Annotated in this window: 16 protein-coding genes and 1 pseudogene; 10 read left to right on the forward strand and 7 right to left on the reverse strand. The window is 72.1% G+C overall.

Annotation, left to right across the window (positions count from 1 at the left end):
* Positions 1-83: 83 nt before the first annotated feature.
* Positions 84-482, reverse strand: a complete 399-nt coding sequence (locus AB0B40_RS22605; RefSeq protein ID WP_345048859.1) for a hypothetical protein — start codon at positions 480-482, stop codon at positions 84-86.
* A 55-nt stretch (positions 483-537) separates the two neighbouring features.
* Positions 538-1,329, reverse strand: a complete 792-nt coding sequence (locus AB0B40_RS22610; RefSeq protein WP_345048860.1) for a hypothetical protein — start codon at positions 1,327-1,329, stop codon at positions 538-540.
* Positions 1,330-1,879: 550 nt separating this feature from the next.
* On the opposite strand from AB0B40_RS22610, the gene AB0B40_RS22615 reads away from it, so the two are divergent.
* Entirely contained in the window at positions 1,880-2,605 is a 726-nt protein-coding gene (locus AB0B40_RS22615; protein ID WP_362265224.1) for a transglycosylase family protein, read from the forward strand.
* 74 nt (positions 2,606-2,679) lie between these two features.
* Here AB0B40_RS22615 and ctaD read toward each other — a convergent pair whose 3' ends face one another.
* Entirely contained in the window at positions 2,680-4,365 is a 1,686-nt protein-coding gene (ctaD, locus tag AB0B40_RS22620) for a cytochrome c oxidase subunit I (protein ID WP_345048863.1), read from the reverse strand.
* 429 nt (positions 4,366-4,794) lie between these two features.
* On the opposite strand from ctaD, the gene AB0B40_RS22625 reads away from it, so the two are divergent.
* Positions 4,795-5,010 (forward strand): I78 family peptidase inhibitor, encoded by a 216-nt coding sequence (locus AB0B40_RS22625; protein WP_345048864.1) that lies wholly within the window; start codon positions 4,795-4,797, stop codon positions 5,008-5,010.
* A gap of 109 nt (positions 5,011-5,119) precedes the next feature.
* Here AB0B40_RS22625 and AB0B40_RS22630 read toward each other — a convergent pair whose 3' ends face one another.
* Together AB0B40_RS22630 and AB0B40_RS22635 are read right to left on the reverse strand one after the other, a co-directional pair.
* Positions 5,120-6,142 carry a phosphatase PAP2 family protein gene (locus tag AB0B40_RS22630; protein WP_345048866.1) on the reverse strand — a complete coding sequence of 341 codons (1,023 nt, stop codon included), beginning with the start codon at positions 6,140-6,142 and terminating at the stop codon, positions 5,120-5,122.
* Between the two features lie 237 nt (positions 6,143-6,379).
* The gene (locus AB0B40_RS22635; RefSeq protein WP_345048868.1) at positions 6,380-7,564 is read right to left on the reverse strand and encodes a glycosyltransferase family 39 protein; all 1,185 of its coding nucleotides are present in this window, start codon (positions 7,562-7,564) and stop codon (positions 6,380-6,382) included.
* A gap of 260 nt (positions 7,565-7,824) precedes the next feature.
* Between AB0B40_RS22635 and AB0B40_RS22640 the strand changes: the two genes are divergently transcribed.
* Together AB0B40_RS22640 and AB0B40_RS22645 are read left to right on the forward strand one after the other, a co-directional pair.
* The gene (locus AB0B40_RS22640; RefSeq protein ID WP_362265226.1) at positions 7,825-9,462 is read left to right on the forward strand and encodes an MFS transporter; all 1,638 of its coding nucleotides are present in this window, start codon (positions 7,825-7,827) and stop codon (positions 9,460-9,462) included.
* Between the two features lie 100 nt (positions 9,463-9,562).
* Complete coding sequence (locus AB0B40_RS22645; protein ID WP_345048872.1) at positions 9,563-10,753, forward strand: acyl-CoA dehydrogenase family protein; 1,191 nt, start codon at positions 9,563-9,565, stop codon at positions 10,751-10,753.
* 36 nt (positions 10,754-10,789) lie between these two features.
* Here the strand turns inward: AB0B40_RS22645 and AB0B40_RS22650 are convergent, their stop codons facing one another.
* Together AB0B40_RS22650 and AB0B40_RS22655 are read right to left on the reverse strand one after the other, a co-directional pair.
* Positions 10,790-11,227 (reverse strand): cell division protein SepF, encoded by a 438-nt coding sequence (locus AB0B40_RS22650; RefSeq protein ID WP_161291769.1) that lies wholly within the window; start codon positions 11,225-11,227, stop codon positions 10,790-10,792.
* 1,442 nt (positions 11,228-12,669) lie between these two features.
* Positions 12,670-13,587: an ABC transporter substrate-binding protein gene (locus tag AB0B40_RS22655; RefSeq protein ID WP_345048876.1), complete on the reverse strand. Its 918-nt coding sequence runs from the start codon at positions 13,585-13,587 to the stop codon at positions 12,670-12,672.
* A 433-nt stretch (positions 13,588-14,020) separates the two neighbouring features.
* Here AB0B40_RS22655 and AB0B40_RS22660 point away from each other — a divergent pair, with 433 nt between their 5' ends.
* From AB0B40_RS22660 to AB0B40_RS22685, 6 genes and pseudogenes are all read left to right on the forward strand, one after another.
* The gene (locus AB0B40_RS22660) at positions 14,021-14,878 is read left to right on the forward strand and encodes an amino acid ABC transporter permease (protein ID WP_345048877.1); all 858 of its coding nucleotides are present in this window, start codon (positions 14,021-14,023) and stop codon (positions 14,876-14,878) included.
* Positions 14,875-16,635, forward strand: coding sequence for an FAD/NAD(P)-binding protein (locus AB0B40_RS22665; protein ID WP_345048879.1), 1,761 nt, complete (start codon positions 14,875-14,877; stop codon positions 16,633-16,635). Before AB0B40_RS22660 ends, AB0B40_RS22665 begins: the two co-directional genes overlap by 4 nt.
* Entirely contained in the window at positions 16,632-17,393 is a 762-nt protein-coding gene (locus AB0B40_RS22670; RefSeq protein ID WP_345048881.1) for an amino acid ABC transporter ATP-binding protein, read from the forward strand. Before AB0B40_RS22665 ends, AB0B40_RS22670 begins: the two co-directional genes overlap by 4 nt.
* Positions 17,394-17,478: 85 nt before the next feature.
* Positions 17,479-18,576: pseudogene (locus AB0B40_RS22675) on the forward strand (LLM class flavin-dependent oxidoreductase); the annotation flags it as partial.
* A 66-nt stretch (positions 18,577-18,642) separates the two neighbouring features.
* On the forward strand, positions 18,643-19,458 hold the full coding sequence (locus tag AB0B40_RS22680) for a DUF1684 domain-containing protein (RefSeq protein WP_362265295.1): 816 nt from the start codon (positions 18,643-18,645) through the stop codon (positions 19,456-19,458).
* A 253-nt stretch (positions 19,459-19,711) separates the two neighbouring features.
* Positions 19,712-20,611 (forward strand): S1 family peptidase, encoded by a 900-nt coding sequence (locus AB0B40_RS22685; RefSeq protein WP_345048883.1) that lies wholly within the window; start codon positions 19,712-19,714, stop codon positions 20,609-20,611.
* The last annotated feature ends 25 nt before the right edge of the window (positions 20,612-20,636 follow it).

The raw sequence follows: 20,636 nt of genomic DNA on the forward strand, positions 1-20,636 counted from the left end.
TGTGTCGGCGACGAAGTCGCGGTCGACCAGGTCCGGCGCCCTGGGTGCGGTGGAGACCGCCCCTCACGTCGTACGCGCGCCCGTCACATGCCACGGCGCGGTCCCGGCGGCAGGCCGGTGGCCGGGACGTAGATCATCCCGGTGTCCTGCTGCCGTCCGAGTGTGCCGACCCGCTGCCACTGCGACTGCTGCCGGGCGCTGTAGGCCCCCGCGCTGTAGGCGCTGTACGAACTGCTGAACGACCCCGCCCGGTGGCCGCCGTACCCGCCCGTACCGTCGGGGAACTCCCCGAAGGCGCTGAACCTCAGCTCCTCCTCACCGCTGCGGTCCCCCGGCAGTGTGCGAAAGCTCCTGACCCACTCCGCGTAGAGCGTGTCGTAGATCGGTGTGGCCGACGGGCCGCCGGAGGGCTCCTGCGCCGTCCTCGCGGAGGGGACGGCGGAGAAGGACGACCGGCGGGGAGAAGTGTCGTATGCGTGCACGTATGTCCAAACGACCGGGAATCCAAAGGGATGCGGTCGCAGGCGTGGCCGGGGCTCAGGTGCCGGCGAGCGGCAGCGCCGCGGCGACCAGCTGCCCGCCCGCCGCGGCCCTGTCCAGGGCGTCCCGCAGCAGGTCCTCGCGCGGCTGCCGGCCGATGGACCCCACCGGTGCCGCGAACATCAGCACCTGCTGGTGCTTGTTGGCCGCCGCCCGCCAGCTGTCCGTGACCTGGAGCGGCTGGTGCGCCTGCCACCAGGCGACCGGCTGCCCGCCGTTGTTCCCCGGCTGGAGCACCGCGTGCAGCTGCCCCATGGCCAGCAGGACGGACCAGCCGTGCAGCACCGGAGGGACGGAGGTCAGCTCGGTCGCCGGGGTGAAGCCCTGTTCGACGAGCAGCGGAAGGAAGTCGTCGCCGGCCCCGACGGTGCCCGGGCGGACGATCGGCGAGGTCGGCTCGACGACGAGCGCGGGGTGCAGCTCGCCGTCGATCAGGACGAGCCCGCTGGTCACGCCGAGCACCGCCTGCTCGGGCACGGCCTTGTGCGGTACACCGCCGGCGACGTCACCGGCGGCGGTGCCGATGGACCGGACGGCGCCCTGCAACTGCTCCTCCGTGACCTGGACGACCTGGGAGGGCAGGCAGCCGGCGTGGGCGAAGGCGAGGACGGCGGTCTCGTCACCGACGAACAGGACGGTGCTGGTGCGCTCCTGTTCGGAGTCGCCCGGGGTGCGACAGGACGTGCAGTCGTAACTGCCCGGGGCGTTCTCTCCGGCGAGCAGCCGGTCGGCTTCTTCGTCGCCGATCTCGGCGCGTACGGCGTCGCTAACGTCGAGCATGCGCGGCACGGGTGGCTCCCTCGGGATGCGGTGCTGGGGGTCGGCCGGGTGGCTCCCGGCCGATGAGCCCCCGGGGTCGCGGGCTCATGAAGAAGACAACGGGCGTCCTGTGGTGGGAGTCACGCCCCGAGGCGGACCGGTTCGAACCTTCCGCCGCGCAGGGTCACCTTTGGTGCGGATTCGGCCACACACCGTCAACTTCGCGCATCGCCAGGGAACTTGAACAGGTGAAGTGGGTCACAGATCGCTTCAGTGGGTGGTCGAAAAATCATTACATCAGAGGATGTAGTGGGTGTCCTGAAATCGCCGATACCTGCGGTAACGTCCAACTGGCCTGGACTGAAGGCGAGTTGGTTGATTCCGGCTGCCCGTCCTCCTTACATTCCTCCGCCGTGTGCAACGAGCACCGCTCGGGTACGTCCGCCGGCCGGCCGGCACCAGGCAAAGCACGACCGCCTGTGCCGGCCGCGGCGGACGGGGCGGGCGCGCGGAACCGCGGCCATACGCGGTCAGGCGCGCTCCGCCTTGGGGGAGCCCGGGTACGTGGAGAGGGAACTACATGTCCGAGTGTGCCGATACCACCCGCAACACCGCCCGTCCCGACGGCGCCCGCAAGGGCCGCGCCACGGCCGCGCTCGCCGGAGCCGCCCTGCTGGCCCCGTTGGGCCTGCTGGCCGCGACCGGCAACGCAGCCGCGGCGGACAACGGAGTGTGGGACCGCATCGCCCAGTGCGAGAGCGGCGGCAACTGGCACATCAACACCGGCAACGGCTACTACGGCGGGCTCCAGTTCTCCGCCTCGACCTGGCGCGCGTACGGCGGCACCGCCTACGCCCCGACCGCCGACCAGGCCGGCAGGAGCGCCCAGATCGCCGTCGCCACCCAGGTCCAGCAGGCCCAGGGATGGGGCGCCTGGCCGGTCTGCTCGGTCCGGGCCGGAGCCTCGGGCGCCGCTCCCGCGGCGGCCCGCACCGGCTCCTCCGGTACGTCGGCCTCGACGGGCAGCACGACGCCGACGTCGGTGACGCCGAGGTCCGTGACACCGAAGTCCGCCCCGCAGGAGTCCGCCTCGACGGGCTCCGCCCCGGCGAGGACGCGGCAACGCCCGGCGGCCGCCACCGGACGCAGCGCCTCCCGCGGTGACTACACCGTCCGCGAGGGCGACACCCTGAGCACCATCGCCGCCCGCCACGGGACCACCTGGCAGCGGGTCTACGCCGCCAACGAGGCCGTCATCGGCGACGACCCCGATCTGATCGTGCCCGGCCAGCGCCTCGCGCTCTGAGCGCCGGACACGCCGCCGACGGGCAGCCGCCGTCCCCGGGAGGACGGCGGCTGCCCGCGTCGCCCGGCCGGCGGTCAGGAGGGGCCGGCCTGGTGCTTCTTCGGTTCGGGCTGCGGAGTTCGTGCCGCGTACTCCGGGTGGTGCAGGTCGAACGCCGGGGACTCCGAACGGATCCGGGGCAGGGTGACGAAGTTGTGCCGGGGCGGCGGGCAGGACGTCGCCCACTCCAGGGAGCGGCCGTAGCCCCAGGGGTCGTCGGTGTCCACCCGCTCGCCGTACCGGGCGGTCTTCCAGACGTTGTAGAGGAACGGCAGCGTCGACAGGCCCAGCAGGAACGCGCCGATCGACGAGACCGTGTTGAGCGTGGTGAAGCCGTCGGCCGCCAGGTAGTCCGCGTACCGGCGCGGCATCCCCTCGGCGCCCAGCCAGTGCTGCACCAGGAACGTGGTGTGGAAGCCGACGAACAGCGTCCAGAACTGGATCTTCCCGAGCCGCTCGTCCAGCATCTTGCCGGTGAACTTCGGCCACCAGAAGTAGAAGCCGCCGAACACCGCGAAGACGACCGTGCCGAAGACGACGTAGTGGAAGTGCGCCACGACGAAGTACGAGTCCGTGACGTGGAAGTCCATCGGCGGGGACGCCAGGATCACCCCGGTCAGGCCGCCGAACAGGAACGTCACCAGGAACCCCACCGACCACAGCATCGGCGTCTCGAAGGACAGCGAGCCCTTGATCATCGTGCCGGTCCAGTTGAAGAACTTCACCCCCGTCGGCACCGCGATCAGGAACGACATGAAGGAGAAGAACGGCAGCAGCACCGCCCCGGTCGCGAACATGTGGTGCGCCCACACCACGACGGACAGTCCCGTGATCGTCATGGTCGCGCCGACCAGCGTCAGATAGCCGAAGACCGGCTTGCGGCTGAACACCGGGATGATCTCCGTGATGATCCCGAAGAACGGCAGGGCGATGATGTAGACCTCGGGGTGGCCGAAGAACCAGAACAGGTGCTGCCACAGCAGCGCGCCGCCGTTGGCCGCCGCGAACACCTGCGAGCCGAACCGCCGGTCCGCCTCCAGCACCAGCAGCGCCGCCGCCAGCACGGGGAACGCCAGCAGGATCAGGATCGAGGTGAACAGGGTGTTCCAGGTGAAGATCGGCATCCGGAACATCGTCATGCCCGGCGCGCGCATGCCGACGATGGTGGTGACGAAGTTGACCGCGCCGAGGATCGTGCCGAAGCCGGACAGCGCCAGGCCCATGATCCACAGGTCGGGCCCGATGCCGGGGGAGTGCGCGGTGTCGTTCAGCGGCGCGTAGGCGAACCAGCCGAAGGCGGCCGGCCCGTCCGGCACCAGCAGCGAGCCCAGCACGATCAGCCCGCCGAACGCGAAGAGCCAGTACGACAGCATGTTCAGCCGGGGGAAGGCCACGTCCGGGGCGCCGATCTGCAACGGCATCAGCTCGTTGGCGAAGCCCGCGAAGCTCGGGGTCGCGAACAGCAGCAGCATGATCGTGCCGTGCAGCGTGAACAGCTGGTTGTACTGGTTGTTGTTCATGATCTGCAGCCCCGGCCGGGCGAGTTCCGCGCGCATCAGCAGTGCCATGACACCGCCGGCGAGGAAGAACCCGAACGCCGTGATCAGGTACAGATGACCGATCTTCTTGTGGTCGGTGGTGGTGAGCCAGTCCACCACCAGCCGTCCGCCCCGGCGCCGCCGCACCGCTCCCGCCGTCGCCCTCACGGTCTCGGTCCCCATCGCTCCCACGCCCTTTCGCATCGTCGCGCCCGGGCCCGCTCCAGGGGGTCGACCCCGGCCCGCGGCACGCGTACCCGCGAGCCGACGCCATGATGCTCGCCGGGCCGCGGCTCCGACAGGGGGCGTCCGGCGGTTGTGTGGTGAATCCGTGAAATTCCCATGGGGCGTCAGTCGCGGTGTCATCCCATCCGATTGTGGGGGGAATCGAGCCGCGGAGCCGCCCTCGACGGGCGCCGCGATGCTTTCCACGGGGAATTCGCGGAGGCCCGTCGGCACACATGAATTTCGTTCGATTACCCCGGTAAGGCGTACGGAAACCCCCGTACGTGTGACGGAGTTCGGCGCATGCGCGGTCCGGGAAGCTGTGACCGAAGTGTGACGGTGGCCGGATACTTCTCTTACGCGGCCGTGCCCGACTAGCGTGACCGCATGGCACCGATTCCCACTCCGCCAGCGGAGCCTCAGGACAGCCCGGACGGGTACGTCGGTCTCGACGCCGCGCACGCCGAGCGGCTCGCCCGGCAGCGTGGCTGGTCGACGGTACGGTCGTTGCCGCCGGGCGCGATCATCACCATGGAATACCGCGCGGGACGGCTGAACTTCGAGGTGCGGGACGACCGGGTGGCCCGCGCCTGGAAGGGCTGACGGCCCGTCCGCACTGCACGGCGAAGGCCCCGCCTCCCGGGGAGGGAGCGGGGCCTTCGCCGTGGCGCGGGGGTGGTGGTGCGTACCGGACCCGCTGCCGTTCCCGCCGTCAGCCGCCTGTCAGGGGGCGGGCCGGCTGGGACGTGCCGCGTGGGAGACGGTCGGCGTGCGGCGGCCGACGGCTGCCCGCCGGCGTGACCGGGCGTTCCGAACGGGCCGTGTGCGCTCCGGGTGCCAGGTGCGCCACGCCCCGGGAGGCCCGGGTCGAGGAGACCGGCTCGCGGGCCGGCACCGGCTGCTCCGTGTGGGTGCCGAGCGGCCTGAGCGCGACCGGCGTGACCGGGACGGCGGGCTCGGACACGGGCCGGCTGCGCCGGGCGCGCCAGAGATCGCGCAGGTCGAAGAGCCACAGCTCCGTCCGGGCGATCAGTGGCTCGCACCAGGGCAGGGCGAGCAGGATCAGCAGGCCCGCGGCCCAGCCCAGCAGCACGTCGCTCAGCCAGTGCGTACCGAGGTAGACGGTGGTGAGGCCGACGCCGAGCGAGGTGACCGCGGAGAGGGCCGACAGCCAGCGGCGCGCTCTCGGGGTGGAGGCCAGATACGCCAGGATGCCCCAGGTCACGACCGCGTTGGCGGTGTGGCCGCTGGGAAATATATCGCCGCCGAGGCCCATCTCGTTCGAGCCGATGATGGTCGCGTAGTGCGGACCGAGGCGCCCCATCCCGAGCTTGGCGGCGCCGACCGTGATGTTCAGCAGCAGCAGGGAGGCGGCCAGCGTCAGCAGCGGGCGGATGGTGTGCTGCCGCCAGGAGCGCCAGCCGAGCCAGGCCGCGACCATCACCGCGGTGGGGCCGCGCTGGCCCAGCACCACGTAGTAGTCGAGGAAGGCATGGATCTCGGGCCACTGCTGGTACGGCCGGAAGAACATGACCTGCCAGTCCAGCCGGACGAGCCAGGAGGTGGTCACCACGGCCCACACGATCGCCAGATAGAAAGCCAGGGTCGCGGAGAACAGCACGACCCTGTGCCGGCTCATCCTCGGCACATCGATGTGGGCCGGTCGTTCCGGCTCACGGTCCAGCCTGGCGAACACCCGGTCCAGACGCCGGGTGAGGTTTCGTTCGGTACGCACCCAATCGACGTTACAGCGAGTGAGCTGTGTTCCCGGTCGAAACAGCGGCTTTGTGATGACGATGTGATGTGGGAAAGGTCTCAAGGGCGAGCCGAATTTCCTGGATTCCGCAATCCGGTGAGAGTGCTCAGGTCAATTCCTTTGATCATGCCGGGTGTTGTTTATATGGCGCTTATGAATGCGTTAACCCGGTCCTGGCGTGGAATTTTCCGGGGCGTCATCGGATGGTCGTGTCGGTCACGGGGGACCGGAGCCGTTCAGCCAGAAAGCCCCGTAGGCCGCCGCCCCGACGGCCAATGCGGCCGTGACCAGGGCCGATCGCCGTGTGCGCGGCCGGGCCAGGGCGCGGGCGAGCGGCAGCAGCACCGGGAAGGCCGGCATCAACAGCCGCGGCTTGGAGCCGAAGTAGCTCGACGCGCACAGGGCCAGGGCGAGTACGACGCCCGTGTACACCAGCAGCTCCACCGGCTGACGCCCGCGCACACCGGTGACGTACAGCCAGATCAGCAGGGCGACCCCGGTGATCAGGCCCAGGCCGGCCAGGGCGGACGGAAACGACGTGAACTTGTCGGCCACGAAGCGCGCGAAGGCGTAGCCGCCGTCGAAGCCGTTGCGCCACCCGGCCTGAACGTCCAGGTATCCGAGCGGGCCCTTGCCGGTGCGGTGGCCGACCCAGAGGACGTACCCGGCGGCACCGAGCGGAGCGAGCAGCATGCCGAGCGCGCGGCGCCATCGGGGGGCGTACGGGGGCGGGAGCGCGCCCGGCGTGTGCTTCGCGCCGCGCTCTCGCCCGAACGAGATCACGCCCGCCGTCCACACCGCGGCGACCACTGCCGCCCCCACCGGCCGGGTCAGTCCCGCCAGCGCCGCCAGCGCGCCCGCGCTCACCCACCGTCCGGTCAGCACCGCGTACAGGGACCAGGCGGCGAGTGCGGTGAACAGCGACTCGCTGTACGCCATCGACTGCACGATCCCCACCGGCAGCACGGCCCACAGCAGCACGGCACAGATCCCGGTCCGGGACCCGTACACCCGCTCGGCGACCGCGTAGATCCCGGCCGCCGCGGCGAGCGAGGCCAGCAGGCTCACCACGAACCCGGCGTCCGCGTACGACAACGGGGTGACCGAGTGCAGCAGCCGCTCCAGCCACGGCAGCAGCGGGAAGAACGCCAGGTTGGAGTGGACGTCACCGTTCGGCAGCCGCACCTCGTAGCCGTAGCCCAGCTCGGCGACCCGCGTGTACCAGAGCGAGTCCCAGCGCGCGGTCAGCAGGGAGTACGCGCTCTTGCCGCGCGCGGCGCTCCACGCGACGAGCGCGGCCAGCCCCAGGGCGCGGACCGCCGCGTAGCCCAGGAGGGCCGGCACGGCCCGGCGCAGAAGAGGGGCGTGGGGTGGGGCCACGCGCGTTTCAAGATCGGTCACGGGCTCGATTATCGACGGCGCGGCGGACGGTACCGGTCGCGGGGTCCCGGTCAAGAGGGGGTGAGGTGGTGTACGCCACATGGGTTCCGCCGTGCGTGTGAGAGGTCCGCCACGTGACCGCGCGGTGAACTCGCGTACGCTGGCGAGTCACCCGCGAGGGCTTTGCGCGGGCCGGAGACACCGCTCGCTCCGGCCGTACGACAGGGAGTACCCGTCCCGTCGGTCCGCCCCCCGCGAGGGATCATCTGGGAGGTACGTAGATGTCCGGGACGACCACGGCTGCCGTACGGCCGCGCCGTCGGGCGGCCCAGACCGGTACGAGCCGCTGGCTCGTCCTCGTCGTCCTCTGCGCCAGCCTGCTGCTCGTCGCACTCGACGCGACCGTGCTGCACGTGGCGGTCCCCGCCGTCACCGAGGACCTCAGGCCCGGCGCCATGGAACTGCTGTGGATCGTCGACGTCTATCCGCTGGTCTGCGCCTCGCTGCTGATCCTCTTCGGCACCCTCGGCGACCGGATCGGCCGCAGACGTGTCCTGCTGCTCGGCTACGGCCTCTTCGGTGTGGCCTCCGCCGTGGCCGCGTTCGCCCAGAGCGCCGAGACGCTCATCCTCGCCCGCGCACTGCTCGGCGTCGGCGGCGCGATGATCATGCCGGCGACCCTGTCGATCCTCCGCCAGGTCTTCCCCGACCGGCGTGAGCGCGCCCTCGCCATAGGCATCTGGAGTGCGGTCGCGGCGGTCGGCGCGGCGGTCGGGCCACTGCTCGGCGGCTTCCTGCTGGAGCACTTCTGGTGGGGCTCCGTCTTCCTGGTCAACATCCCGCTGATGCTGGTCAGCCTCCCGGTGGGCCGGATCCTGCTGCCCGAGTCGAGGGGCGAGCGCAAGGGCCCCTGGGACGTGACGGGCGCGCTGATGGCGGCGGCCGGGCTCTTCGGCACCGTCCTCGGTGTGAAGCGGCTCGGCGGCGGGGAGGCGGTGGCCAGCCCCTTCACCGTGCTGCCGCTGCTGATCGGCGCGGCCCTCCTCTTCCTCTTCGTCCGGCGCCAGCGACGGCACCCGCATCCGCTGGTGGACCTGCGGATGTTCGGCCGGCCCGCGTTCAGCACCTCGGTGGGCTGCATCGTGCTGGCCATGCTCGCGCTGGTCGGCCTGGAGCTGATCGCCGCCCAGTACCTCCAACTGGTGCTCGGTCTGTCCCCGCTGCAGACCGGCCTCAGGCTGCTGCCCCTGACCGTCGCGGCCATGGCGGCCGGCCTGGCGGGCGCGCGCATGCTGCGCCGGTTCGGCCCCCGCCGGATGGTGTGCTGCGGCTTCTGCCTGACGGCGGTCGCGGTGCTGACCCTGACGGCGATGGGCGGCACCGACGACACGGCACTGCTCCTGGCCGGCTTCGTGCTGCTCGGCTTCGGCCTGGAGACCACGCTCTTCGGCGCGTACGAGTCGATGCTCAGCGAGGCCCCCGCCGACCGGGCCGGCGGGGCGGCGGCGATCGGCGAGACCTCGTACCAGCTGGGCGCCGGCATCGGCATCGCGCTGCTGGGCAGCGTGATGAACGCGGCCTACGCGCCGGGGCTGCGCTCGGTGCCGGGCGTGCCGCGGCACGAGTCGGCCGCGGCCGGCCACTCGCTCGGGGAGGCGTACGAGGTCGCCGGCCGGATCGGCGGCACCGCCGGGGCCGCGCTGCGCCGCGCGGCGCGGGACTCCTTCGTGCACGGGCTGCACGTGACGCTGCTGGTGAGCGCGGGGCTGTTGCTGCTGGGTGCGGTGATGGCGCTGCGGCTGCCGTGGGTGATGCAGTGCGGCGAGGAGCCGGCCGGGGGCGAGGTGGAGCTGCCGGCGCCGCGGGAGGCGGAGGCCCGGGCCGAGGCGGCGGCCGGGAAGTCGCGGGTCTCGGCCTGACCTCCTCTGGACGTGCGGGACACTGCACCGTAACGTCGGCCGGAGAGCCGTAACTAGCGCTGCTAGTTTTGCCGATGTCCCGTGTTCCGGAGGGTGCCCCATGTCCGCGTCCGCCAAGCTGCCCCCGTTCGATGCGGCCGACCCGCTCGGCATCGACGACCTGCTGGAGCCGGAGGACCTGGCCATCCGGGACACCGTGCGCGGCTGGGCGGCCGACCGCGTCCTGCCGTACGTCGCCGACTGGTACGAGAAGGGCGAGCTGCCCGGGATCCGCGACCTCGCGCGCGAACTCGGCTCCCTCGGTGCCCTCGGGATGTCCCTGACCGGATACGGCTGTGCGGGCGCGACGGCCGTGCAGTACGGACTGGCCTGCCTGGAGCTGGAGGCGGCCGACTCGGGCATCCGGTCCCTGGTCTCGGTGCAGGGCTCCCTCGCGATGTACGCCGTCCACCGGTTCGGCAGCGAGGAGCAGAAGCGGGAGTGGCTGCCGCGCATGGCCGCCGGCGAGGTGATCGGCTGCTTCGGGCTGACCGAGCCCGACCACGGCTCCGACCCCGCCGCCATGCGCACCCACGCCAAGCGGGACGGCGACGACTGGGTGCTGAACGGCCGCAAGATGTGGATCACCAACGGCTCGGTCGCCGGGGTGGCCGTCGTCTGGGCGCAGACGGAGGAGGGCATCCGCGGCTTCGTCGTGCCCACCGGCAGCCCCGGCTTCTCGGCGCCGGAGATCAAGCACAAGTGGTCCCTGCGGGCCTCCGTCACCAGCGAACTGGTCATGGACGACGTACGGCTGCCGGGCACGGCCGTCCTGCCGGAGGTCACCGGGCTGCGCGGACCGCTCAGCTGTCTCTCGCACGCCCGCTACGGCATCGTCTGGGGCGCGATGGGCGCCGCGCGCAGCAGTTTCGAGGCGGCCCTCGGCTACGCCAGGTCGCGCGAACAGTTCGGGCGGCCCATCGGCGGGTTCCAGCTCACCCAGGCCAAGCTGGCCGACATGGCGGTGGAACTGCACAAGGGCATCCTGCTCGCCCACCACCTCGGGCGCCGGATGGACGCCGGCCGCCTGCGTCCCGAGCAGGTCAGCTTCGGCAAGCTCAACAACGTCCGCGAGGCCATCGAGATCTGCCGGACGGCGCGGACGATCCTCGGTGCCAACGGGATCTCCCTGGAGTACCCGGTGATGCGGCACGCGACCAACCTGGAATCGGTGCTCACCTACGAGGGCACCGTGGAGATGCACCAGCTCGTGCTGGGCAAGGCGCTCACCGGGCTCGACGCCTTCCGGTGAGCCCCGGCGGGGGCAGGGCCGGCGGACGGCCCTGCCTCAGCTCTGGTTGAAGAAGCCGTCGGAGCGGTGCGCGGACGCCTCACCGCTGATGATCTCGGTGTCGGCCGGGGTCAGCAGGAACACGCGGTTGGACACGCGGTCGATCGAACCGCGCAGACCGAAGATGAGCCCCGCCGCGAAGTCCACGACCCGCTTGGCGTCGCCGGGCTCCATGTTGGTGAGGTTCATGATGACCGGGACACCGTCCCGGAACAGTTCGCCGATGGCGCGGGCGTCCCGGAAGCTGTCCGGGGTGACCGTGCCGATCCGGCGGCCCTTCTCCTCGGCCGTGTCCGTGGCCACCTTCACCCGCGGGTCGGTGACCCAGGCGTCCCCGGGCTCGGTGCCCTCGGAGTAGTCGTCGTCGTAATAGCGCTCGTCATCGTTGTCGTCGACGAGGCCGAGCCATGCACTCGCCTTGCGTACCGATCCCATGGACGCCTCCTCTCACAGCAGTCCTTCTTGCTTTCCGCATCCCTATGGTCATCCATGATGCGGACGGCGCGCCAAGTGGATAGACGCCGCGCGGGGGGTTTGTGACGGTACTGGTGCACAGCCGATCCGTCGAGAGTCCTTGTGCCCCAAGGGTCGCGACTCATACGGCTGCTGACTGAGAGTGAAATATGATTGTCAGCGGCGGACGGGTGATGTGCGGTGCGTACGGGTGAATAACAACGTCGTATCACAGTACGGGGGATGCTGTGTGCGGATTCGTCAGACCCTGCTCCCGCCGGTTCGGCGAGAGGTCCGAGGCGGGCGGCCGGTGCCCATGTGCGGGCGCTGTTCCGGCGCTGCGTCGGGGCCGCGCCAGGTTCGCGGGCGGTGACCACGAGGGGCTCCTGGTCACGGTTCTGACAGAGCCTCAGGACCGCCCGGCGAGCGGCACGGGTCGTACGGCGGGTCGGTGCGCGCTGCCTTGCATGGGGACCGCGCCCGTCGCACAGAGTCACGGCGCGCGGCTCGCCGCCGCCGTCCGCCGAGTGCACGCGTCGGTACGGGCCGGTGACATGCCCGGGAGCGGGGAGCGGGGAGCGGGGAGCCGGAGCCGCGGCCCGGGGCCGGAGCCGGGGCCAGGACCGGTAGTCGGAGCCGTGGCCCGGGGCCCAGGACCGGGAGCCGGAGCCGGGAGTCGGAACCGCGGCCCGGAGCCGGAGCCGGGGCCCAGGACCGGGAGCCGGGAGCCGGAGCCGGGGCCCGGGGCCGGAGCCGGGGTCCAGGGCCGGAAGTCGGAGCCCAGGACCGGGAGTCGGAGCCGTGGCCCGGGGCCCAGGACCGGTAGTCGGAGCCGTGGCCCGGGGCCCAGGACCGGGAGTCGGAGCCGGGAGTCGGAACCGTGGCCCGGAGCCGGAGCCGGAGCCGGAGCCGGGGTCCAGGGCCGGGAGTCGGAGCCCAGGACCGGGGGTCGGAGCCGTGGCCCGGGGCCCAGGACCGGGAGCCGGAGTCGGGCCGGGGAGCGCGGCGCGGCGGGGCGACGTCCGGCTCCGGCTCCGGCGCCGTGACCGGCACCAGGCGCCCTGGTCGTCTCCGGCGCCTTGGTCGTCTCCGGCGCCTTGGCTGGCACCGGCGCCTTGGTTGGCACCGGCGCTTCGGTCGTCTCCGGCGCTTCGGTCGGCACCGGCCGCCCCCGGGTGCCGCCGTCGGTCGGCAGCCCGGCATCGAATTCCCAGCCGGGCCCGGCACCCCGGTCCCGACGGGGTGCCCCTAGCCCCCGGCGCCGGCCGGACGGCTCGCGCATGCGCCGGATGCCGTGCGGGGGCGGCGGACTGACGCCCTGTCGGAAACCTGGACCCCTCCCCGCACGCCCGGCCCCGCTCGTGCAATTCCCCGGCCCATGGACATCCTTGCCGCTGCTGCCCCGCTACGGCGGGCGGGCGCCGCTAGTTCTTCAATTCCGGCGGGCTGATCCGGGACTTCTTGATCGCCGAGCCCGAGGTACCCCACTTCTCGAGAATCCGGTCGTAGGTGCCGTCGGAAAGCAGCTTGTTGACCGCCGCCTGGAAAGCGGGCGCCAGTTTCGTGCCCTTCTTGAAGGCGAAGCCGACGTCCAGACGGTGGTACTCGTTGAGGAACTTCAGCCCCTGCTGGTGCGCGACGGCGTAGCGCAGCCCGTTGATCGTGGACATCACGATGTCGCTGCGGCCCTGCTGGAGCGAGGACCAGACCGCGCTCGACTCGGCGTACGTCTGCACCTGGTACGCCTTCTTGCCCGCCTCGGTGCACACGTGCTTGTTCTGCTCCAGCGTGGCCTCGAACGTCGTTCCGGCGCTGGTCGCGACGTTCAGGCCGCACAGCTGCTTCAGATCGGTGACCTTGGAAAGCTTGCTGTCCTTGCGGGTCGCGAAGCCCTGGCCGTCGTTGATGTAGGTGACGAAGTCGATGGTCCTGCGGCGCTCGTCCGTGACACCGAAGTTGCTCGCGCCGAAGTCGTACTTGCCGCTGTCCAGGGCGGGCAGGATCGCCTCGAAACTCGCCTGCTCCACCTTCAGTTTGACCCCGAGCACCCGGCCGACCGCCTTGGTGAAGTCGACGTCCTGGCCGGTCAGGGTGGTGCCGTCGCCGAGGTAGGTGGTGCCGGGCGGGGTGCCGCCGACGCTGACCGCGACGGTGAGAGCAGTGGTGCCGGCGGGCAGCAGCCGCGCCGCGGCCTCGTCCTTGCGTACGGCGGAGACGACATCCGTGGTCGGCACCCCGTTCTGGGCCGCCGCTCCGGAGGCGTCCGTACCGCCCGGCCCCCCGGACCCGGAGCCGCAGGCGGTGAGCAGCAGAGCGGCCGATGTAATGGTGGCAAAGGGCATGAAATGCCGATAAAAGGGCGTACGCATCGGTCAGCGGTCTCCTGAAGCGGAAGGATGTACGGAAACGCGAGGGGAGGGGTGCGCGTGTGAAGGCGGAGAACAGCGAAGAGAACGCGAGCAGGCCCGCCGCTGGGGCAGGCGCACGCAGGGGGTCAGCTCAACAGGAACAGGACCACACGCGACCGAAGTCGATGTGGGAGCGGGTGACCAGCCACTGCTGCGGATGCATGGGGCAAGTGGAACAGGCATTCGGTTCCGCGTCAACCGACTTGAGATCTGCGGCTCACAGTACGGACAGCCTTGACAGCGGACCGAAACGCCCCCGTACTCTCGAGGCACGGCCCTGCTGAGGGGCTCGGCCGTGTCCGCGCCGTACGGCGCGCCCGTGTGAAGGCACCACCCGTACCGACGACTCGCGTCACGGAGCCTTCGCATGTCATCCGACACCCTCGCCAAAGTTCCCGCCGCACCGGAGATACCCGAGCCGGCGGACGCCCCGCGGATCGTCCCGCAGCGCCGCTACGGCCAGTGGACGGCGGCCGTCGTCGTCCTCGCGCTGCTCGGGTTCGCCGTCAACTCCGTCCTGCGCAACGAGGCGTTCCAATGGGGCGTCGTCGCCGATTACTTCACCTCGGACTCCGTCCTGCGCGGACTGTGGCTCACCCTGTGGCTGACCGCGGTGGTGATGGTCCTCGGCTTCGCGCTCGGCACCCTGCTCGCGGCCTTCCGGCTGTCCGCCAACCCCGTGCTGCGGGCGGTCGGCTGGGGGTACGTGTGGCTGTTCCGGTCCATCCCGATCCTGGTGCAGCTGCTGCTGTGGTTCAACATCGGCGCGCTGTACCCGCAGGTGCTCGGCGTGAAGACCGTCAACCTGCTCAGCCCGGTCGCCGTCGCCGTCGTCGGCCTCACCCTGCACGAGGCCGCCTACGCCGCAGAGGTCGTCCGGGGCGGCATCCTCTCCGTCGACCACGGGCAGATCGAGGCCGCCCAGGCGCTCGGTCTGAGCCGGTGGCGGCGCTGGTGGCGGATCGTGCTGCCGCAGGCGATGCGCGCCATCGTGCCGCCCGCCGGCAACATGCTGATCGGCACCCTCAAAGGCACCTCGATCGTCAGCGTCATCGCCGTCAACGACCTGCTGTTCTCCGCCCAGTTGATCTACCACCGCACGTACCAGGTGATCCCGCTGCTGATGGTCGCCACCCTCTGGTACGCCGTGATCACCTCGCTGCTCGGCATCGGCCAGCACTACGTCGAGAAGCACTACGCGCGCGGCACGGAGCACGCCCGATGAGGCAGCAGCTGGTGATCGTGGGTGCCGGACCGCGGGGGACCGGCATCCTCGAACGCCTCGCCGCCAACGCGCCCGCGCTGTACAGCGGTCCGGGCCTCGACATCCACCTCGTCGACCCCCATCCACCGGGCGGCGGACGCATCTGGCGGCAGGAGCAGTCGCCGCTGCTGTGGATGAACTCGCACGCCGAGGACGTCACCATGTTCACCGACGAGACGGTGGCCATGGCCGGCCCGGTGCGCGAGGGCCCCACCCTGCACGAGTGGGCCGAGCTGCACGGCCGTACCTTCGCCGACCGGCAGCTCCAGGGCCGCTATCTGGCCTGGGTGTACGAACGGGCCCTGGCCGAACTGCCCCCGGACGTCACCGTCCACCACCACCCGCGGCGCGCCCTGCGGATCGGCGGCCCGGACGAGGGCCGTCAGCAGGTGTGGCTGGAGGGCCGCCCGCGCCCGCTCCTCGCCGACCTGGTGATCCTCGCCGTGGGCCACCTGGACGGCGAACTCGACGCCGAGCAGGCCCGCCTGGCCGCCTACGCCCGGGAGCACGGCCTGGTGCACCTGCCGCCCGACTTCACCGCCGACAGTGACCTCTCCGTGCTGAAGGCCGGCGAACCCGTCCTCGTCCGCGGCTTCGGACTGGCCTTCGTCGATCTGATGGTGCTGCTCACCGAGGGGCGCGGCGGGCGGTACGAGGGGGAGAGGTACCTCCCCTCGGGGCGGGAGCCCGTGCTGTACGTCGGGTCGCGGCGCGGAGTGCCGTACCACTCGAAGATCGGTTACGACTGGACCGGCGACCGCCCGCCGCTGCCGCGCTTCCTCGGCCCCGCCGAGGTGGACGAACTGCTGGCCAGACCCGGCGGCTTCGACTTCCGGCGCGATGTGTGGCCCCTGGTCGAGAAGGAGCTGGGCTTCGCCCACTACCACCGGCTCTTCACCGCCCACCCGGGGCGTACGACGATGGCCTGGGCCGACTTCGAGGAGAAGTACGCGGCGGCCGACGACCCGGCGGAAGCCCTGGCGCTGGCCGCCGGCGCCGTGCCGGACCCGGCCGACCGGCTCGACCTCGCCGCGCTCGACCGCCCGCTGGACGCCGTGCGGTACGCCTCCCACGACGACTTCCAAAGAGCGCTCGGGGACTACATCGAGGCGGACCTCGAGCGCAGGCACGATCCCTCGCACAGCCCCGACCTGGCCGTCTTCCTCGGGCTGCTCTCCGTCTACGGGCAGTTGGTGCGCCTCGGGGACATCGGGCCCTGGTGGCACGGGTTCTTCAGCTACCTGGCGTCCGGCCCGCCCGGGCCCCGGCTGCGGCAGATGCTCGCGCTGTCCCGGGCCGGTGTGCTCCGCTTCGTCGGGGCCGGCATGGCCGTCACCGCCGAGAACGGAGTGTTCCGGGCCACCAGCCCCACCGTGCCGGGCTTCGGCGTCGAGTCCCGCGCGCTGGTGGAGGCCCGGCTGCCCGAGCCCACCGTGCGGCGGGCCCGCGACAGCCTGCTGCGCGAACTGCACGCCGACGGCGCCGCCGAGACCCCCGACGGGCTGCTCCGGGTCGACCCCGGCGACGGCCGGATCCTCGGCCGCACGGGGCGCCCGCACCCGCGGCGCTTCGCCCTGGGCCCGTACACCGACGCGCGGACCCCCGGCGCGTTCACCCGCCCGCGCACCGGCGGTCCCGCGTTCCGGCAGAACGACGCGACCGCCCGGGCGGTGCTGTCCTTCCTGACCGACTCACATGTAAAGGAACCCGCTCGATGAGCGTCATGGTCGACATCCGGTCCGTGCACAAGAGCTTCGGCTCGCTCGACGTCCTCAGGGGCATCGACCTCCAGGTGGCCGCCGGGGAGGTCACCGTCGTACTCGGCCCCTCCGGCTCCGGCAAGTCCACGCTGCTGCGCACCGTCAACCACCTGGAGAAGGTGGACCGCGGCGAGATCAGCGTGGACGGCGCGCTGATGGGATACCGACGGGCCGGGGACAGGCTGTACGAACTGCCCGAGCGCGAGGTGCTCCGGCAGCGCACCCGGATCGGGTTCGTCTTCCAGAACTTCAACCTCTTCCCCCACCTCACCGTCCTCGACAACGTCGTCGAGGCACCGGTGTCCGCGCTGAAGCGGCCCCGGGCCAAGGCCGTGGAGAGCGCACAGCGGCTGCTGGAGCGGGTCGGGCTCGGTGACAAGGCGCACGCCTATCCGCGGCAGCTGTCCGGCGGGCAGCAGCAGCGGGTCGCCATCGCGCGGGCGCTCGCGCTGGAACCGAAGCTTCTGTTGTTCGACGAGCCGACGTCCGCGCTCGATCCCGAGCTGGTGGGGGAGGTCCTGGACGTCATCCGCGACCTGGCGGCGACGGGCACGACGATGATCGTCGTCACGCACGAGATCGCGTTCGCCCGGGAGGTCGCCGACACCGTGGTGTTCATGGCCGACGGGCGGATCGTGGAACGGGGGACGCCGCAGGAGGTGCTGGGCGCTCCGCGGGAGGAGCGGACCCGGGCGTTCCTGGCGAAGGTGCTGTGAGGGTGCGGACCGTGATCGCGGGGCGCGAGGGGAAGCGGTGCCCGGGACGGCCGGGTGGCGGAGCGGAGCGGGCCGGGGTGCCGACGTGAGCCCGCGGTACGGCGGCGGGCTGCTGCACCTCGCCGCCGCTCTCGACCAACCGGGGGCCCACGACGCCGAGTCCTGTGTCGAGCTGGCCCGGCTCGCCGAGCACGGCGGGCTGGACTTCGTGACGCTGGACGACTCCTTCACCCGGCCCGGGCCCGACGCGCTCGGCATGCTGTGCCGGGTGGCGCCCGCGACCCGGCGGATCGGTCTGGTGCCGACGGTCACCACCGCCCACCCCGAGCCCTTCCGGGAGCAGGGCGCCGTGGCCACCCTGGACCGGGTCAGCCGGGGCCGGGCCGGCTGGCGGATCGACCTGTCCGGCATCGAGGGGGAGGCCCGGATGCCCCGCCGGCGGCGCGCTTCTGGCGAGCGCTCGCCGGAGCGGGGAGCACCCCCGTCCGCCGGGTCGCCCGGGCGGGAGGCGGGGGAAGCCACGGGTCCGGCCGCGGGGCCGGAGACCGCCCGGGGGTACGGCGAGATGCCGGACGCGGCCACCGGGCGGCTGCCCGGCCGGGACCGCCCGCACCGCGTCGGCCCCACCGGCGGCGCCTTCCCGGCCCGGGGTCCGGCGGCCGTGCCCCGGCCGCCGCAGGGTCGTCCCGTCCGCGTGGTCGACGCCACCGACGAGCACGCCTGTACGGTCGCCGCCCGGTACGCGGACGTGGCGCTGGTGCGCGCCACCACCCCCGTCGAGGCCGCCGGTGTACGGGACCGACTGCTGGAGCGGGCAGGCTCGTTCGGGCGAGGCCCGGGCTCCTTACGGGTTCTGGTGAGCCTGCTGGTGGATCTCGGCGACGGGGAGCGGGCGGCCCGGCCCGGCCACGGCGGCGGCGGTCCGCGGCCCACCGGGCGGGGTCCGCTGTACCGGGGCGGCCCGGTCGACCTCGCGGAGCTGGTGGCCGCCTGGCACGCCGACGGCGTCACCGACGGCTTCCATCTCGTGCCCGTCGAACCGCGCCGCGACCTGGAGCGGCTGGTCAACGGCACGGTGGCCCTGCTCCAGCACCGCGGTCTGTTCCGCACCTTCTACCCGGGCAGCACGCTGCGCGAGCACCTGGGCCTGCCCCGGCCCGTCGACCAGTACGCGGTGAGCGGGGCAACGCTCCCCTCCCGGGCCCGCCCGGCCCGGGAAAGCCGACCACAGAGGAAGGGAACCGATTTCATGACGACGGACGCCCCGGACGCCCCGGACGCCTGGAAGCAGTGGCACGAGAAGCGGGTGGAGACGGTCTCGGCCCCCTACGGGCCGCTCGCGCTGACCGCGACGCACTGGATCGAGGACCATCCAGAGGGTCGACTTCCAGACATTCCCGGGAACTGGGTGGCCGATAAGGAGGGGGTGGTGCTCACCGCCACCGACGCCGACGGACTGACCGTGGCCGGCCGGCCCTTCTCGGGTGAGACACGGCTGGCCGCGGACACCGGTCCGGAGGCCGGGGCGCGGGTCGCGCTGGGCGCGAAGCGGCTGGTCGTTCTGGTGCGCGAGGGAGTCTGGGGAGTACGGGTGTACGACCCCGAGTCCGCCGCCCGGCGCGCCTTCCGGGGCATCGAGGCGGACTCCTACGACCCCCGCTGGTCGGTGCCGGGGCGGTTCACACCGTACGACGGCACGCGCACCGTACGGCTCGGCAACGCGGACGGCCGCGAGCGCGGGTTCGAGCTCGCGGGCGAACTCGCCTTCTCGCTGGCCGGCCGGGAACGCACGCTGAAAGTGGCGCGGCAGCGGGACGGGTCGCTGTGGGCGGTGTTCGCCGACGCCACCAGCGGTGACACGAGCTTCCGGTTCCGCTTCCTCTTCCCGCCCGCCCCGGACGCCGAGGGGCGGACGACCGTCGACTTCAACCGCGCCCAGCTCCCGCCGTGCGCCTTCGCCGACCACTTCCTCTGCCCCTTCCCGGCCCCCGGCAACACGCTGGACGTGCCGGTCGAGGCGGGGGAGCGCCACCTGAGCGCGCTGAGCACGGCTGAGCCCGTCTGAGCCGGCCTGCCCCCCGGGGCGCGCCGGCCTGGGCCGAGGCGGCCGGGGCCGGCGCCGGCGCACGTTGGTGCGTTCGGGTGCTTCCGGGCCGACGGCCGAAAGGCACCCTTGTGCCGACCGGCCGTTCGGCCGAATACTCCCCCCAGCGCTTGTCAGGGGCATGCGTATTCGAATTCCCGGTCGGGGCCCCTGGCTGCGCCTCACGGGCCCCGACCCCACGCGGGCCCCCGACTTCCCTTGGAGGGAACGACAAGTGAGGATCAAGCGCACCACTCCCCGCTGCGGCACCGCGAGACGGACCAGGCTGACGGCCGTGGCCACCGGCTTCCTGGCCGCGGCCGCGTTCGCCGCCCCCACCGCGAACGCCAGTGACGCCCCCTCGTTCAGCGCCACCCAGCTCACCAAGGCGAGCGACTCCGTCCTCAAGGCCGACATCCCCGGTACGGCCTGGGCGGTGGACAGCAAGACCAACCGTGTCCTGGTCACCGTCGACAGCACGGTGTCCAAGGCCGAGATCGCCAAGATCAAGCAGCAGGCCGGCAGCGACGCGGGCGCGCTCACCATCAAGCACACCCCCGGCAAGTTCAACAAGCTGATCACCGGCGGCGACGCCATCTACGGCGGCGCCTACCGCTGCTCGCTCGGCTTCAACGTGCACAGCGGCAGCACGTACTACTTCCTGACCGCGGGCCACTGCGGCCAGGTCGCCTCCACGTGGTACAGCAACTCCAGCAAGACCACGGTGCTCGGCACGAACGTCGGCTACAGCTTCCCGGGCAACGACTTCGCGCTGGTCCGCTACACCAACTCCTCGATCGCGCACCCGAGCGCGGTGGGCAGCCAGACCATCAGCAGTGCGGCCACCCCGTCCGTGGGGACGACCGTCTACCGGCGCGGCTCGACCACCGGCACGCACAGCGGCCGGGTCACCGCGCTCAACGCCACCGTCAACTACGGCAGCGGTGACGTCGTCTACGGCCTGATCCAGACCACGGTCTGCGCCGAGGGCGGCGACAGCGGCGGCCCGCTCTACGGTGGCAGCGTGGCCTACGGTCTGACCTCCGGTGGCAGCGGCGACTGCAGCTCCGGCGGTACGACCTTCTTCCAGCCGGTGACCGAGGCGCTGAGCTACTACGGCGTCACCCTGCCCTGACGGGTCCGGAGCCGGCACCACCGAG

Source organism: Streptomyces sp. NPDC042638 (genome assembly GCF_040647235.1).
Lineage (GTDB): Bacteria > Actinomycetota > Actinomycetes > Streptomycetales > Streptomycetaceae > Streptomyces > Streptomyces rameus.

What these genes read in the sequence shown, in the direction of transcription:
- AB0B40_RS22680 (WP_362265295.1), top strand. Translation starts at nt 18,643, where the DNA reads ATGACGACGGACGCCCCGGACGCCCCGGACGCCTGGAAGCAGTGGCAC.
- AB0B40_RS22615 (WP_362265224.1), top strand. Translation starts at nt 1,880, where the DNA reads ATGTCCGAGTGTGCCGATACCACCCGCAACACCGCCCGTCCCGACGGC.
- AB0B40_RS22640 (WP_362265226.1), top strand. Translation starts at nt 7,825, where the DNA reads ATGTCCGGGACGACCACGGCTGCCGTACGGCCGCGCCGTCGGGCGGCC.
- AB0B40_RS22625 (WP_345048864.1), top strand. Translation starts at nt 4,795, where the DNA reads ATGGCACCGATTCCCACTCCGCCAGCGGAGCCTCAGGACAGCCCGGAC.
- AB0B40_RS22660 (WP_345048877.1), top strand. Translation starts at nt 14,021, where the DNA reads ATGTCATCCGACACCCTCGCCAAAGTTCCCGCCGCACCGGAGATACCC.
- ctaD (WP_345048863.1), bottom strand. Translation starts at nt 4,365, where the DNA reads ATGGGGACCGAGACCGTGAGGGCGACGGCGGGAGCGGTGCGGCGGCGC.
- AB0B40_RS22655 (WP_345048876.1), bottom strand. Translation starts at nt 13,587, where the DNA reads ATGCCCTTTGCCACCATTACATCGGCCGCTCTGCTGCTCACCGCCTGC.
- AB0B40_RS22645 (WP_345048872.1), top strand. Translation starts at nt 9,563, where the DNA reads ATGTCCGCGTCCGCCAAGCTGCCCCCGTTCGATGCGGCCGACCCGCTC.
- AB0B40_RS22670 (WP_345048881.1), top strand. Translation starts at nt 16,632, where the DNA reads ATGAGCGTCATGGTCGACATCCGGTCCGTGCACAAGAGCTTCGGCTCG.
- AB0B40_RS22650 (WP_161291769.1), bottom strand. Translation starts at nt 11,227, where the DNA reads ATGGGATCGGTACGCAAGGCGAGTGCATGGCTCGGCCTCGTCGACGAC.
- AB0B40_RS22665 (WP_345048879.1), top strand. Translation starts at nt 14,875, where the DNA reads ATGAGGCAGCAGCTGGTGATCGTGGGTGCCGGACCGCGGGGGACCGGC.